We start from the raw sequence: 15,860 nt of genomic DNA on the forward strand, positions 1-15,860 counted from the left end.
CCGCGCCAGAAGCGCGGTTTTTCAATCAGTCTAATCTAAGGCAGATTAGATTTTACCTACTAGGTCGATTGAAGGAGCAAGCGTAGCGTCGCCTTCTTTCCATTTAGCTGGGCAAACTTCGCCTGGGTGAGCGTGAACGTATTGCGCCGCTTTCACTTTGCGAAGCAGTTCCTGCGCGTCACGGCCAATGCCGCCAGCGTTGATTTCGATGATTTGGATTTTGCCTTCTGGGTCGATAACAAAAGTACCGCGGTCAGCAAGGCCGGCAGCTTCGATTAATACTTCAAAGTTTTTAGACAGCGTCCAATTTGGGTCGCCAACCATTACGTACTGAATTTTTTTGATTTCTGCAGAAGAATCATGCCAAGCTTTGTGCGTGAAATGCGTGTCAGTAGACACTGCATAAATTTCAACGCCTAATTTTTGGAATTCAGCGTAGTTGTCCGCAAGGTCGCCAAGTTCAGTCGGGCAAACAAAAGTGAAGTCTGCTGGATAGAAGAATACAACTGACCATTTGCCTTTCAGGTCAGCTTCAGTCACTTCCAGGAATTTGCCGTTTTGGAATGCTTGCGCTTTAAATGGTTTAACTTCAGTATTAATTAAGCTCATCATTGTCTCCATGATTGAGGTTTGTATTTGATTTCCAGTAGAGTATCGAACTTCTAATTATTGATGAAATGGTATTTTTGCATTATACAGATCGGAAAAACCGAACGGTTATTAAAAGAGCCATTTCATCAAGCTTGATCATTCCGCCCATTGAGCATGAATAATGTGATGACTAAATGACAAAATCATCGGTTCTTCAACTTGCATTCAAACATGATGCCTCTAATGGCAAAATTCAAGGGTAAAAATTAAAAAAGTTAAAATTAAACAAAATCTCTGTTCTTCCGCTGCGTGTCATTACAGCGTAAAATGGCCTATTGCTGTTTTTATTAGGAATCTTGTTCTGTGCAGAGTCATTTAAATGCTGACCATCTGGTGATGGCGCGTGACCGTCATCGTTTAAATCGACTTCGTAAAGGGAAAGATGCCGATGAAAAGCAGCATCAGGAATTAGTTGAAAAATCCCATGCTAAAGTGCTGGAGCGCCTGAGCCGCATTCCAAAAATAAAGCTGAATCAGGAGCTGCCGGTGACCCAGTCGGCGGACAAGCTGATTGAAGCGATTCAAAAAAATCAGGTCATTATTGTGGCCGGTGAAACCGGTTCAGGCAAAACCACGCAGCTGCCGCAGATTGCCATGCTGGCCGGCCGCGGCTTGACCGGCATGATCGGCCATACCCAGCCGCGCCGCTTGGCGGCCCGCAGCGTTTCGCAGCGGATTGCGGAAGAAGTGGGCCAGAAGCTGGGCGAGGCCATCAGCTTTAAAGTGCGCTTTAATGAGCAGGGCTCGCAGGACTCAATTGTCCGCTTGATGACTGACGGCATTCTGCTGGCGGAACTGGCGCATGACCGCTATCTGACCAAATACGACACCATTATTATCGATGAAGCGCATGAACGCTCGCTGAATATCGACTTCATCATGGGCTATTTAAAGCAGCTTCTGCCGCGCCGCAAGGACTTGAAAGTCATCATTACTTCGGCGACTTTAGACGTCAACCGCTTCAGCAGCTACTTTAACGGCGCGCCGATTTTTGAAGTGGAAGGGCGCAGCTTCCCTGTAGAGCTGCGCTACCGGCCGATTTCTGAACTGAATATTGGCGGCAGCGATGATGATGAATTTGATGATTTTGAAGAAAACCTGCCGCGCGCTGTAGTGTCTGCCGTGGAAGAATGCTTTCAGGATGCGCAGCAGAAAGGCCATCCTGAATATGCGGATATCCTGATTTTCGCCAGCACAGAACAGGAAATCCGCGAGCTGCAGGAAACCCTGCAGAAGCATGGCCCGCGCCATACCGAAGTCCTGCCGCTGTATGCCCGGCTGGCGCTGGGCGAACAGCAGAAAATCTTCAATCCATCGGGCGGCGGGCGGCGCATTATTATCGCCACCAACGTGGCGGAAACTGCTTTAACCGTTCCGAATATCCGCTACGTCATTGACAGCGGCTTTGCGCGGATCTCGCGCTACAACTACCGTTCCCGCGTACAGCGCCTGCCGATTGAAGCAGTTTCGCAGGCCGCGGCCAATCAGCGCAAAGGGCGCTGCGGCCGTATTGCGCCGGGCGTGTGCATCCGCCTGTACAGCGAAGAAGATTTCCAGAGCCGTCCTGAATTTACTGAGCCGGAAATTAAGCGCACCAACTTGGCTTCGGTGATTCTGCAGATGCAGAGCCTGGGCTTGGGCGCGCTGGAAGATTTTGATTTTATTGAGCCGCCGGATCTCCGCCTGGTGAATGACGGGCGCAAGCTGCTGATTGAGCTGGGGGCGATGACTGAAAAGAAAGCTCCTTTTGCTGAAAAAGCGGCTGCGGGAGATTCTGCAGCATCCAATCCTCCTAAATCCTCCATTGCCAAAGGCGGGCCTCAGGACAAGGGCGATTCCCTGACCAAAATCGGCCAGCAAATGGCGAAAATGCCGATTGATCCGCGCCTTGCGCGCATGATTTTAGGCGGCGCGCATTTTGGTGTACTGAACGAAATGCTGGTGATTGTGGCAGCGCTGGCCGTGCAGGACCCGCGTGAACGCCCTGCGGACAAGCAGATGCAGGCCGATCAAAAGCATGCTTTATTCCGCGAGGCGGATTCGGACTTTCTGTTTTACATCAGGCTGTGGGAAACGCTGCACCATAACCGCGAAAGCATGAGCGAAAATAAGCGCCGGACTTTTGCGCGCAATCATTTCCTGAGCTGGCTGCGCCTGCGCGAATGGCAGAAAACCCATGAGCAGCTGGTCGATTTGGCTAAAGGCCTGAAATTATCCTTCAATGATAAAAAAGCCAGCTATGAAAACCTGCACCGCGCCTTGCTGACCGGGCTGCTGTCCTTTATTGCCAATAAGACCGATGAGCGCAATGTCTTCATGGCGGTGCGCCAGCAAAAAGCGCGGATTTTCCCGGCTTCAACTCTGCATAAAACCAATACCCCGTGGGTGATGGCTTTTGAAATGGTGGAAACTTCTCAGGTTTATTTGCGCACATTGGCGAAAATTGAGCCGGAATGGATTCTGCTGGCGGCGCCGGATCTGCTGAAGCATCATTATTTTGAACCGCACTGGTCGAAAAAAGCCGGCGTGGTGAATGCCTATGACCAGATTTCATTATTCGGCTTGATTATTGAGCCGAAGCGCGCCATCAATTATGAGAAAGTCGATCAGCCGGCCGCTCATGAAATCTTCCTGCGCGATGCGCTGACCACCGGCCACTTAGGCATCACGCCGCCATTCTTAAAGCATAACTTGCTGAAGCTGGAAGAAGTGGAGCGGGTTGAAGACAAGCTGCGCCGCCGTGATCTGGTGGTGGATGAAGAAACCATTTACCAGTTCTATGCTTCGAAAGTGCCGCCGGAAGTGGCCAGCCGGAGCAGTTTTGAAGACTGGCGCGCAACGGTAGAGCCGCAGAATCCGCGCTATTTATTTGTCGATGACGATGCGCTGTGGATGAATGACCGCCCGGCGACGCAGCAGTTTCCAGACGCATTGCGCAACGGCGAACTGCGCTTGGCGGCCAGCTACCGTTTTGACCCCAGCCATGATGAAGATGGCGCAACGGTCCGCATTCCCGTGCAGGCGCTGCCGCAGGTGGATGAAAACCTGTGGTCTTGGGGCATTCCCGGCTGGCGTCAGGACTTGATTGAAGCATTGCTGAAGTCTTTGCCTAAAGATAAGCGCCGCAGCCTGGTGCCGATTCCAGATACCGCGCGCAAACTGGTTTCACGCATTGATGCGGTCAATCTGCAGCAGCATATTTTAAGCTTTCTGGCCTTTCAGCTGCGCGGCGAGCAAATCACGGAAAAAGACTTTTCTTTTGAGCGCGTAGAGCAGTACCTGCTGCCGCTGATTAAAGTGATTGATGAAAAAGGCCGCGTGATTGAGCAGGGCCGCGACTTAAGCGAGCTGAAAGCGCGCTGCCGCACCGAAACTCACAGCCCGGTCAAGCAGCTGAAAGGCGAGTTCAAGGCCTTTCCTGAAAGCTTTGTCTTTGAAGCTTCGCAAAAAGTGACTGGCGTAGTGGTGAAGCAGTATCAGGCTTTGGTGCCCGGCAAAAGCTTTGCGGACTTAGAGCAGAAAGATGAAACCGGCGTGGTGATTCAAACCTTCAATGACCAGAACGAGGCCATCAAGCAGCACCGCCAGGGGGTGATTCATCTGGTGCATATGCAGCTGGGCGACCTGGTGCGCCAGCTGAAAAAGCAGATTTCCAAGCCGCTGGCGTTGGCGTATTCACCATTGGGCGACAAAGCTAAATTGGAGCAGATGCTAGTTTATGCTACACTGCAGCTTGCAATAAATGAGCTTCCTGTCAATGCGGAAGAGTTCCAAAGCTTGGTTTTAAATGTAAGGAAATCTTTCTTAACGCATGGGCAGCAGGCGCTGCAGGTTTTAACTGAGATTTACATTCAATGGCAGGATATCCGCCGCAAACTGCTGCTTGCAGACGATTCTGTGTTTGGAAAAAACATTGATGACATTGAAGATCAGCTGGATTTGATGAGCCTTGCGGACTTTGTCTATGTAAAATCTTCCGATGTGTGGCAGGAATTTCCGCGCTATTTGAAGGCCTTGGTCTTGCGTTTAGAGCGCTTGCCCAATAACCTGCAAAGGGACAACGCCGCCATTGATCAAGTTGACCCGTGGATGGAAAAATTATTCAAGTTTAAAAATGACACCCACCTTAAAGAATTGTATTTCATGGTCGAGGAGCTGCGCATTTCACTGTTTTCTCAGCCGATGAAAACCAAGATGCCGGTTTCGCCAGCCCGTTTGCAGAAAGCATGGGAACGGCTTGGAATCAGTTCATAGCAGGCAATTTCAATCAGGAGTTTTACATGGGCATCCGCATTACCGGTACGGGCGTATATCACCCAGAGCACGTCATTACCAATGAAGAGTTAGTTGAAGGTTTAAATGCCTATGTGGAACAGTACAATCAGGACAATGCGAAAAAAATCGCAGCCGGCGAACTGGAAGAGCGCCGCGGTTCAAGCGCCGAGTTCATCGAAAAAGCATCGGGTGTAAAGCAGCGCTATGTTGCAGAAAAATCTGGCATTTTAGATCCGAAACGCCTGCGCCCCCTGCTGCATGTGCGCGCAGATGACGAGCTTTCCATTCAGGCGGAGTGGGGCATCAATGCCGCCAAGCAGGCGATGGCGCAGGCCGGCGTCACAGCTGAAGACATTGATGTGGTGATTTTATCCTGCTCAAATATTCAGCGCGCATACCCGGCGGTGGCGATTGAAATCCAAAGCGCTTTGGGCATTCAGGGCTATGCCTATGACATGAATGTCGCCTGTTCCGCTGCCACTTTCGGCATTAAGCAGGCCTATGACGCCATTAAAGCCGGCGCGCGCCGCGTGCTGCTGGTGAATGTCGAAATTACTTCAGGCCATACCGACTTCCGTTCGCGCGACTGCCATTTTATTTTCGGCGATGTGGCTGCGGCTTCCATCATTGAAGAAACCGAAAGCAAAGCCGGCTTTGAAGTCTTGGACATCAGCCTGTTCACGCAGTTCTCCAACAATATCCGCAACAACTTCGGCTACCTGAACATGAGCGAAGCAGAGGCGGATATCGACAATAACCGCTTCCGCCAGGACGGCCGCAAAGTGTTTAAGGAAGTCTGCCCGCTGGTTGCGAAAATGATTACCGCGCAGCTGGAAAAAAATCAGATTGCGCCGGTCAATGTGAAGCGCTTCTGGCTGCATCAGGCCAATGCCAGCATGAATGAGCTGATTCTGAAGCTGGTGGTCGGCAAAGAGCATGCGCAGCCGGATTTAGTGCCGATTATTCTGGATGAGTTTGCCAATACTTCATCTGCAGGCGTGATTATTGCCCTGAACCGCAGCGCGGATCAGGTGGATGACGGCGAATACGGCGTGCTTTGCTCATTTGGCGCCGGCTATTCGGTCGGTTCTATTCTGGTGCAGAAACAAGCCGCTGCCTAAGTAATGCCAGTCAGTTAAGCATTTTTAATCCTCCCCAACCCTCCTTTTTCAAAGGAGGGAGCGTTTCGAAGTTCAATACCGTATTGAATTAAAGGGAGTTCCCCTCTTTTTCAAAGAGGGGTTAGGGGAGATTTATCAATCTGTAATAATGAAATTACGCTTAACTGATCAGCATTAGCTGCCTAAGCGCTTTTAACGCCGGCTGTTTCCGCCGGCGGCAGCAAATGGCTGCGGTCCGCAATATGGGCCGCAGCCATTTTTTATGTGCCGCGGATAAATAGGTAGAGCCGCGCAGAAACTTTGACTATATTAAAGCCAAGATCAATCACGGCTCCGAGGTGCGCAGATGCAAAAACAGCAGGCGGTTTCCCGGCAGGCTGCAATTGCCCGGCAGCTGCAGCGCATATCGCCGGAACTTAAGCAGATTGTGCAGGATCAGCTGCAGCTTGCTGAAAAGCTGAGCGCGCATCGCCTGTTTAAAATTGCGCAGGAACAGCATCAGATTCAAATCGGCCATCAGCTGTTTTATGTGCAGTTTTTTACGCCAGACTGCCCGCCTGCAGATGCCTCGCACGGGCTGGCGCATTGCCATTTTAGCTATGCCGGGCAAAAGGCTGAGCTGCTGGAAGAATTTTTTCTGCAGGAAGTGCACTTCCTGACCGGCGATTTAAAAGCGCAGCATCCGCTGTTTTTGCGCAGCAAGGCCCAGCGCCTGAGGGAACTGCTGCTTGAGCAGCTTTACCTTTGGGCGGATGGCGCGGAACGGGTGAAAAAGGCGCTGCAGGGCATGAGTCTGGCGCAGGCGGAGCTGATTGATCAGCTGATGATGCAGGCGGAAGGCAGCCGCGGCGCAGCAATGCAGGACTGGGTGCAGCGCCGGCAGCCGCTGCCGGCCGAGGCTCTGCAGGCTTTTCAGCAGATGTTCCGCTTAGACGCGGCGCTGGGGCAGGAGATTTTGCCCCTGCAGGCGCTGATGGAAAGCTATGATGATTTCTGCTTCAGCGCCGCGCAGTTTTTAGATCCGGCCATTTACCGGATCATGTCGCTGTCATTCCGCGAGCACTTCAGCCTGAATGATTTAATTGAGCATGAGGATGACATCCGGCTGCTGTATCCGCATGCGCGGGAGCAGCCGCATATGCTGGGTTTTGTCCGGCTGATGAACCGCGAAGTCTGGCGCCGCGCCGATGCACTGTCTAAGCAGCACTTTCTGGCTGCAGACCCGCGCATCTGGCAGAAAAAAGCTGCGGTTTTGCCCCTGTTTGACGGCACGCGGCCGGTCAATTGGCTGTTCAGGCAGCCGGCGGAGGTGCTGGACTGGGTCAGTCAGAATATTCAGCACGGCAGCGTCCGCACCGCAGTTGCCGCGCTGAGCTTTATTGACAGCAGTCAAATGCATCCGCAGGTGATTCTGGCGGCGCTGCAGTATTTCCAGCATGCGGCCGCGCGGCTGTTTATTCAAAGCTGCCACGACATCGCCGTGCAGGAAAACTGGTTTGAGCATCCGCAGAATACCGCAGCGGTGCTGCAGGGCACGCGCCAAGCCGTTGATGACACTAGGGCGGCGATCCGGCCTTCCATTCTGTATTTGGATGAATGGATTGCTTTGGCCGGCTGCATTGCCAAAGCGGATGGCGCCGCCCTGAAAAAGGTGCATTTAAGGCTCAGCCGGGTGATGCAGGCCTTTATGCTGCATCTGCAAAAAATAACCGCGGCTCTGCCTGCAGACCTCATGGCGTTTATTTTGCCGGAACGGCAGCAGGAGCGCGGCTTTTATACGGCGCTGCAGCGGCGCAGAATGCCGCCGGACAAGTTCCGTCAGCAGTTTTACCTGCAGGCCGGCGCCGTGCGCAAAACCGTGTTTGACGCCTATGTGCGCGACTATTTAAGCGCCTATTTTACAGCCCATAAAACTGTGCCGAAAAGCGTGACCTGGATGGGGCTGTTTCATCAGGCCGCGGCTTGGCATGATCAGATTCAGAAAGAGGAAATCCTGTCCAAGCTGAAAAAGGATTTTTCCTTGGCGGCGTGGCGCCCGGTGTGCGCGCAGCCACAGCTGGAATTTGAACAGTGGCGCTTTGAAGAGCTGCAGAGCATTGAGCGGATTATTGAAGAGTCTAAAAGGTTCCGGCACTGCCTGGCGGCCAGCTATGCGCAGCGCATCATTGAAGGCGAATATGTTGCGTTTCATATGGCGCATGCGCAGGCCCCGCACAGAATGACGCTGGGCTGCCGGCGTGAAAATGGCCGGCTGCTGTTCGATCAGCTGGAGCTGCCGGATAACGCCAAAGCCGATGAACTGTCTATGCAGGCCGCCCGGCGCTTTGTTGATTGGCTGAATCAAAATCAAAGCTCGGAAAATTAACAGCTTAGGCATGCCGCTGCATGATTGGCGTCTGATCGCGCTTAACATTTCAGCCAAAACTCGTTAGGCTATAGCCGTTCTTTTACGGTATGGGCCATATGAAACAGGAAACTGCACTCAAATTATTAAAAGCGGGCGAGAACGTCTTCTTAACCGGTTCAGCGGGTGCAGGCAAGACCTATACGCTTAATCAGTACATCAACTATTTAAAAGCGCGCAAAGTGCCTGTCGCCATTACCGCATCGACAGGCATCGCAGCCACCCACATGAACGGCATGACCATTCATACCTGGGCGGGCATCGGCATTAAAGATGCGCTGTCTGATGATGACTTAAAGCGTATGAAAGAGCGCAAATACCTGAAAGAGCATTTGGAAAATGCCCAAGTGCTGATTATTGACGAAATTTCCATGCTGCATGCCAAGCAGCTGAATCTGGTCAATAAAGTGCTGAAATATTTTAAGGAAAGCGAAGAGGCCTTTGGCGGCATTCAGGTGATTGCTGCCGGAGATTTTTTCCAGCTGCCGCCGGTCGGCAAAAATGATGAGCGCAACCGCGACAAATTCTGCTTTATGTCCGAAGCGTGGGTCGAAGCCAAATTCCGCGTGTGCTATCTGAGCGAACAGCACCGCCAGGGCAATGACTATCTGAATGATATTTTAAACGCCATCCGCGGGCAGAGCATTACGCAGGAGCATCTGCAGGCGCTGAAGCAGACCCGCAGCCAGAATATCGGCGAAACCTTTACCCGCCTGTATACCCACAATATGGATGTGGACAGCATCAACTTTAAGCATCTGAATGAAATTGATCAGGAATCGCGCCAGTTTGATGCGCAGTGCGACGGCAATGCCAAACTGGTTGAAACCCTGAAATCTTCGGTGCGCGCGCCGGAAAACCTGACGCTGAAAAAGCATGCCAAAGTGATGTTTGTCAAAAACAACTTTGACTTGGGCTATATCAACGGCAGCTTGGGCGAAGTGATTGCCTTTGAAGAAGATGACGAATATGGCGTGCTGCCGAAAGTCAAGCTGACTGACGGCACGACTTTAACGGTCGAGCCGGAAACCTGGTCGGTGGATAATGATGAAGGCAAAACTATTGCCAGCTTCCAGCAGATTCCGCTGCGCTTGGCATGGGCCATTACCATCCATAAATCGCAGGGCATGACCTTGGAGCAGGCTGAAATCAATCTGGCCAACACTTTTGAAAAAGGCCAAGGCTATGTTGCCTTGTCCCGCTTGAAGACCTTGGATGGCTTAAAGCTGCTGGGGCTGAATGATCAGGCGCTGGAGCTGGACAGTCTGGCGATTAAAGCTGACCGCCGTTTTCAGGAGCTGTCCGCCGAAGCCGATGAGCACTTTGCTGAAGCGGATTTTACCGCGCAGCATAAGGCCTTTATCCGGCACTGCGGCGGCACGCTGAATGAATATGAAATTGAGCGTAATGAGAAGAAACTGGCGAAAACTGGCGGCAAGCAGAATTATGCTTCCGCAACGCTGGATGAAACGCGCGCGCTGTTTGAAGGTGGCTATGATATTCCGGACATTGCGCAGGAGCGCGGCTTGACGCCGGCGACCATTATCAACCACTTGGGCCGCCTGCAGAAAGAGCAGGGCCTGGACATTTCGGTCGCTAACCCCGGCGAAGAAGCGGTTGAGCAGGTGCGTAAAATCTACAAGCGTTTAAGCAAGCGTCAGGAAGCGGGGCATTTCAATGATGACGGCAGCATTAAGCTGCGTCCAATTGTTGAGCAGACCAGCCCGCGCATGGGCTATGATCAAGTGCGCTTGGCGCTGCTGTTTGTGGAATAAAGCCGGCCGCTGAGCTAATGTGGATCAGCATAGGCGTTTTGCAATAAGCGCCTTCGCTTTTTTAGCCGTCACTGGCTTTGCCTGAACCGGCCCGGCGCTTCAGGCAATTAGTTGGGCTGTTTTATTCCATTTTGAGCAGCATCAGTTAAACTGGGGAATATTCCTAAACCACCATTTTTACAATTATGGCGCTCACGGCTTGGTACACGCTTCGAAAATTTGTCTATAACAACTTGCATAATGATGACTATGAAACAGCATTCAGCCGCGGCCTCAACTATTTTCTAATTCTGCTGATTCTCGGCAATGCGGCCGCCGTGCTGCTGGAATCGGTCAATGATATCTATCAGTCCTACCGGTTATTCTTTGACCTTTTTGAAAATATCTCCATTGCTATTTTCAGCTTTGAATATCTGCTGCGGATCTGGTCGGCGGCTGAGCATGAGCCTTTTGAGTCGGCATGGAAAAACCGCCTCAAATGGGTGAAGAGCGGCGGCGCGGTGATTGACCTGCTGGCGATTTTGCCGGCCTATATCAATTTCTTTGTGCCGATCGACCTGCGTTTCTTAAGAATCCTGCGCTTATTGCGGCTGCTGAAGCTCACCCGCTATTTTGTTTCCCTGCAGATTTTGCTGCGGGTCATTGAGCGGGAAAAAGGCGCCTTTCAGGCGGTTATTTTTATTCTCAGCATCATGATTGTCATGGCGGCGGCCAGCGTCTATGTGGTGGAAAATAAAGCCCAGCCGGAGGTGTTCAACTCCATACCGGCGTCAATGTGGTGGGCCGTAGTGACTTTAACCACGGTCGGCTATGGCGATGTCACGCCGATTACCCCTTTAGGGCGCTTTTTAGGGGCAATTATCACTATTCTGGGGGTCGGGCTGGCGGCCTTGCCTGCCGGTATTCTGGCTAATGGCTTAGCCAATGAGCTGCAGCAGCGCAAGCAGTTTTTGGAGCTGAAATTCAGGGAACTGCTGCAGCGCTCTGAAATTGACTTGGCGGCGGATCAGGAAAAAATTGAGGAAATACGCAAAGAGGTCGGGCTGACGACGGAGCAAACCCACGACATTATTCTGCAGCTGATCCGCGAGCAGCGCGAAGAAGCGCTCAAGCAGGAGCGCGAGCAGTATGCCTATTGCCCGCATTGCGGCAAGAAACTGCCTGAATTGTAGCTAAGGCTGCCTATGCACGGCAGCCATTCCGCAGCCGCGTATCCGCAGCCGCGTATCCGCAGTTTATTTTACTCGGCTATGAGGCGGCAATTGGATAAGCAGCATGATTTGCAGGGCATTTGAATTTAAAGCAGCAGCGCGGCTGCGCATTTTCAATTGGCGGTTTTGCCCGCAGTTGAATTTAAAAAATGAATGAAATTATTTTAAACAGTGATAACATGAGTAAAATTCAATTTTAAAAGTGAAAAACTGACAGCTTTTCACTTGGAACCAGCCAATAGCGCATGCAGGAATACCACACATGTTAGAAATCCGACATCTGAAAACTTTGACTGCATTGAGGGAGCATGGCTCACTGGTTTCGGCTGCCAATGATTTGTGCCTAACGCCATCGGCGATTTCGCATCAGCTGAAAGAGCTGGATCACTGGTACGGCGTAGAAGTGGTGAACCGCCGCACCCGGCCGGTGACATTTTCTAATGTTGGGCAGCGTTTGCTGAAACTGGCTGACGATGTTTTGCCGCAAGTGCAGATCACCCAGTCAGACATTACCCGCATTGTGCATGGCCAAACGGGCCGCATCACTTTTTCATCCGAATGCCACAGCTGCTTTGACTGGCTGATGCCTTTGCTGAACCTGTACCGCCAGCACTATCCGGATGTGGATTTGGACTTCGCTTCCGGCTTTGAGGCCAATCCGCATGAGCTGCTGCAGAACGGCGAATTTGACCTGCTGATTACCGCCGATCCCATTACTTTGAAAGGCATTGAATACTTTCCAATTTTCGAATACGAGTCGCGCCTGGTCCTGTCGCATACGCATCCTTTGGTGCGTGCGGAAAACATTACCGTGCAGGACTTGGCGGAAGAAACCCTAATTACTTATCCTGTAGACAAGCACCGCCTGGATATTATGGCCAAGCTGTTTATGCCCGCCAACATTCAGCCGAAAAGCATCCGCACTACCGACTTGACTCAAATGCTGATTCAGCTGGTGGCCAGCGGGCGGGGCATCGCGGCACTTCCGGACTGGGTAGTGAATGAATATGAGCAGAAAGGCTGGGTGGCGTCACGGCGCCTGTCCTGCGTTTCGCCGAATGGCCTGCGCCGCACGCTGTATGCCGGCTACAGAAGTGAAGAAAAAGACAAAAGCTATTTTGAAGGCTTTTTAAAGCAGCTGGAAAAATTTTCGCAAAAGCGCAGCAGCTATTATTCAGCTTAGCGCGCTTTGCGCTGAGGTGAAGCCGGTGCGCCTACACGGAATGCTAATAAGCTAAGGAGTTTCGCCATAAACATCTTAACCTTTTGGGCTATTCACAGCGGAGCCTTACCGTTTTTAAATCGAATTTTTGGAGCTCGTTTTGTTCTTTTGTTTCGCCAAAAGAACCAAAAGCATTTGTCATCCGCGAAACCTGTTCACTTTCTGCACTTAAATAATTTTGTTGCAAAAACAGTTCATTTCAAAGGTCAGATAGGTTGCGGATGACGCTTCCGCGTATCAAATGAAGTCTAGAATTTAAAAAGAAAAAGCCAGTCAGTTAAGAAACTGACAGGCATTAGTGCGCCTACACCGGCTTTTTATCTTGCTTCAGCAGCACAATCAAGCCGGAAATAGCGGACCCTGCTGTGGCTAGGAAAATGTCTTTATGCGCATCCCACATATCGCCCTGCTGGCCGTTATAGTTTTCCGCATCTTCCGGCGACAGGCCAATGGCAATCAGCCATTCAAGCCATTCATAAATCAGGCTGGTGGCCATGACAAACTGGATGACCAGCAGATACAGGCTAAAGGGCTTCAGTGAGGGCAGCCAAACCTGAAACAGGCGGTAAAATGCCGGATAGAGCATCAGCCCGTAAGCCAGGTGCACAAAACGGTCATACATATTGCGCGGCCAGCCGAATGCCTGATTGAGATCAAAATTTAAATACTGAATAGCCCATTCGTTATAAGGCACATAAGAATACAGGTAATGCGCGCCTAAGATGTGAATCAGCAGGAAGCCGATATACAGCAGGAAACTCCAAAAGGTGAAGCCAATTTTTTTCAGGCAGAAAAACAGCGCGATCAGCATCACCACAGTGCCGGCCTGATGCAGCAGGTAAGATTCAAGCTCAAGCGGGTTGATGCTTGCCAATACGGTGCAGAGCGCTAAAACGGCAAGGACAATCCAGTGCTTGGCAGTCAATTGATATTCAATCATTTGTTGTTTTCTTTCATTGTATTGGTTCAGGCGATAAAAAAGCGAAGCCGAAGCTCCGCTTTTCAGTTTAAATGCGGATTAGATTTTCGCAATTAAATCTTTGATTTGCTTCGCTTGCTCAGCCGCATTGCCGGTATAGGTTGCAGGCGTCATTTCCGCTAAGCGCGCGCGGTCAGCAGCCGGCACAGCTTCAAGCTCATTGCCGTTGACGAAATCAACCATCATGTCGCGGGTCATGGCTTGGCCGCGGGTCAGCGCTTTCAGTTTTTCATACGGCTTTTCAACGTTGTAGCGGCGCATAACGGTTTGAATTGGTTCAGCCAGAACTTCCTGAGCATTGTCCAGGTCTTCCAGAATACGGTCAGCATTCAGTTCAAGCTTGCCAATGCCTTTAGCGCAGGCTTCAAAAGCGATTAGGCTTTGCGCAAAGCCTACACCCATGTTGCGGAGCACAGTTGAGTCAGTCAGGTCACGCTGCCAGCGGGAAATAGGCAGTTTTTCGCCCAAGTGCGCCAATACGGCATTTGCGATGCCCAAGTTGCCTTCAGAGTTTTCAAAGTCAATCGGGTTGACTTTGTGCGGCATAGTTGAAGAGCCGACTTCGCCTTCTTTCAGGCGCTGCTTGAAGAAGCCTAAAGAGATGTAGCCCCAAACGTCGCGGTTGAAGTCAATCAGAATGGTGTTGAAGCGGCGCAGCGCGTCAAACAGTTCAGCCATGTAGTCGTGCGGTTCAATCTGCGTGGTGTACGGGTTGAACGCCAAGCCTAAAGATTCAACAAATGCCTGAGAGTGCGCAGGCCAGTTGATTTCCGGGTAAGCGGAGTAGTGCGCATTGTAGTTGCCGACCGCGCCATTGATTTTGCCCAGCAGTTCAACCTGCTTGAACTGCTTGATTTGGCGCGCTAAGCGGTAAGCCACGTTGGCCATTTCCTTGCCCAAAGTAGTCGGGCTGGCAGTCTGGCCGTGCGTGCGCGACAGCATTGGCTGCTCAGCATGCTGCTCAGCTAAAGCGGCAATTGAGTCAATGATCTGCTGCATAGAGGCAACAAGAACATCACGGCCGCTTTTCAGCATTAAAGCATGCGACAGGTTGTTGATGTCTTCAGAAGTGCAGGCAAAGTGAATGAACTCGCCGGCATTTTTCAGCGCATCAATATGCGCGATTTTTTCTTTTAAGAAATATTCAACCGCTTTCACATCGTGGTTGGTGGTGCGTTCAATTTCCTTGATGCGGTTGGCGTCTTCTTCAGAAAAATCCGCAACAATGGCGTCCAGCGCTGCATTGGTCTCGCTTGAGAAAGCCGGAACTTCCGTAATTTCAGGACGGTTGGCAAGCGCCTGTAACCAGCGCACTTCAACAGTCACACGAGCATGGATCAGGCCAAACTCAGAGAGGAAAGGGCGCAGCGCATCACATTTGCTGGCGTAGCGTCCATCTAATGGAGAAAGTGCGGTTAAAGCGTTCATAGCGATTCCTTAAACTTTGGAATTAAACGTAAAACAGAGGGCCCGGAACAGTTCAAGCTAAATCACCTGATACTGTAAGCGGGCAAGATCTTGAATATCCTGCAGCAGCTTGCGCTTGCTGAAAATCATGCCCCACGAGCTGCCGCCCAGCTGGCGCCATAAATGCGCCATCTGCAGGCCGGTAAACAGCGAAGCGCGGATGCGGTTGGTATGCGAGGAATCTTTAAAGGCTTCGGCATTGCCGCGCACCATAATGCGCGGGTTAATCTGCCCGGCGGTGTCGACGTAGGTTTGCGCAAGGCTGGCAATGACGCTGGGGTGCAGATAGTTGTTATCAAAAAACGAAAGCTGTCTTAATATTTTCTGCTGGGACTGTTCAATGATTTCGACAAATTTAGGATTGCTGTAAACTTTTTTTTCTAATTGGAGCAGCGCCATGGCATAGCTCATCGGCAGTTTGGTGCTGGAGAGCTTGGGCAGCCTGGAAGTGGGCGAAGTATTGAAGGGCTGGTTGATGCTGCTTTCTAAGGTTTTCAGGCCTAAGGAAATATCGGCCAGCTGATTGAAAAAATCTAAGGTTTGCGCGCTGCATTTGCCGCTGGGGCGGATATTCAGGCTGGCTTTAATCAGCTGTTCCAGATAAAAGTTACCGCTTTCGCCGATGCTCTGCCGTCCAGTCAGCGCAGTCATATGCGTCAGCTGGGCGGCTTGAAAAACGCCCGCCAGCGCCAGCGCGCGGTTCTGGCGAACATTCAGAGTTTGAGGCTGCTGAAACGGTAACTCTGTCATGCCGA

10 protein-coding genes are annotated in these 15,860 nt (G+C 51.4%); 6 read left to right on the forward strand and 4 right to left on the reverse strand.

Annotated elements, in window-relative coordinates; genetic code table 11:
- Nucleotides 1-45: 45 nt before the first annotated feature.
- Nucleotides 46-609 carry an alkyl hydroperoxide reductase subunit C gene (gene ahpC, locus BEN74_RS17065; RefSeq protein WP_068907571.1) on the reverse strand — a complete coding sequence of 188 codons (564 nt, stop codon included), beginning with the start codon at nucleotides 607-609 and terminating at the stop codon, nucleotides 46-48.
- Between the two features lie 345 nt (nucleotides 610-954).
- Here ahpC and hrpA point away from each other — a divergent pair, with 345 nt between their 5' ends.
- The 6 genes from hrpA (at nucleotide 955) to BEN74_RS17095 (ending at nucleotide 12,620) form a co-directional block, all read left to right on the forward strand.
- Nucleotides 955-4,905: an ATP-dependent RNA helicase HrpA gene (gene hrpA, locus BEN74_RS17070; protein WP_068907573.1), complete on the forward strand. Its 3,951-nt coding sequence runs from the start codon at nucleotides 955-957 to the stop codon at nucleotides 4,903-4,905.
- 26 nt (nucleotides 4,906-4,931) lie between these two features.
- Nucleotides 4,932-6,047, forward strand: coding sequence for a beta-ketoacyl-ACP synthase III (locus BEN74_RS17075; protein WP_068907576.1), 1,116 nt, complete (start codon nucleotides 4,932-4,934; stop codon nucleotides 6,045-6,047).
- Nucleotides 6,048-6,393: 346 nt separating this feature from the next.
- Nucleotides 6,394-8,412 (forward strand): PcfJ domain-containing protein, encoded by a 2,019-nt coding sequence (locus BEN74_RS17080; protein ID WP_068907578.1) that lies wholly within the window; start codon nucleotides 6,394-6,396, stop codon nucleotides 8,410-8,412.
- A 98-nt stretch (nucleotides 8,413-8,510) separates the two neighbouring features.
- A complete protein-coding gene (locus BEN74_RS17085; RefSeq protein WP_068907686.1) occupies nucleotides 8,511-10,226 on the forward strand; it encodes an AAA family ATPase in 1,716 nt (571 codons plus the stop codon).
- Nucleotides 10,227-10,411: 185 nt separating this feature from the next.
- Nucleotides 10,412-11,398, forward strand: a complete 987-nt coding sequence (locus tag BEN74_RS17090) for an ion transporter (RefSeq protein WP_068907580.1) — start codon at nucleotides 10,412-10,414, stop codon at nucleotides 11,396-11,398.
- Nucleotides 11,399-11,699: 301 nt separating this feature from the next.
- Nucleotides 11,700-12,620: a LysR family transcriptional regulator gene (locus BEN74_RS17095; RefSeq protein ID WP_068907582.1), complete on the forward strand. Its 921-nt coding sequence runs from the start codon at nucleotides 11,700-11,702 to the stop codon at nucleotides 12,618-12,620.
- 343 nt (nucleotides 12,621-12,963) lie between these two features.
- Here the strand turns inward: BEN74_RS17095 and BEN74_RS17100 are convergent, their stop codons facing one another.
- The 3 genes from BEN74_RS17100 to hflD form a co-directional block, all read right to left on the reverse strand.
- Nucleotides 12,964-13,599: a DUF2238 domain-containing protein gene (locus tag BEN74_RS17100; RefSeq protein ID WP_068907584.1), complete on the reverse strand. Its 636-nt coding sequence runs from the start codon at nucleotides 13,597-13,599 to the stop codon at nucleotides 12,964-12,966.
- Nucleotides 13,600-13,677: 78 nt separating this feature from the next.
- Nucleotides 13,678-15,066: an adenylosuccinate lyase gene (gene purB, locus BEN74_RS17105; RefSeq protein ID WP_068907587.1), complete on the reverse strand. Its 1,389-nt coding sequence runs from the start codon at nucleotides 15,064-15,066 to the stop codon at nucleotides 13,678-13,680.
- A 57-nt stretch (nucleotides 15,067-15,123) separates the two neighbouring features.
- On the reverse strand, nucleotides 15,124-15,855 hold the full coding sequence (gene hflD / locus BEN74_RS17110; protein ID WP_068907590.1) for a high frequency lysogenization protein HflD: 732 nt from the start codon (nucleotides 15,853-15,855) through the stop codon (nucleotides 15,124-15,126).
- Nucleotides 15,856-15,860: the final 5 nt, after the last annotated feature.

The sequence above is a fragment of the Acinetobacter sp. WCHAc010034 genome (genome assembly GCF_001696615.3).
In the GTDB taxonomy this organism is placed as follows: domain Bacteria; phylum Pseudomonadota; class Gammaproteobacteria; order Pseudomonadales; family Moraxellaceae; genus Acinetobacter.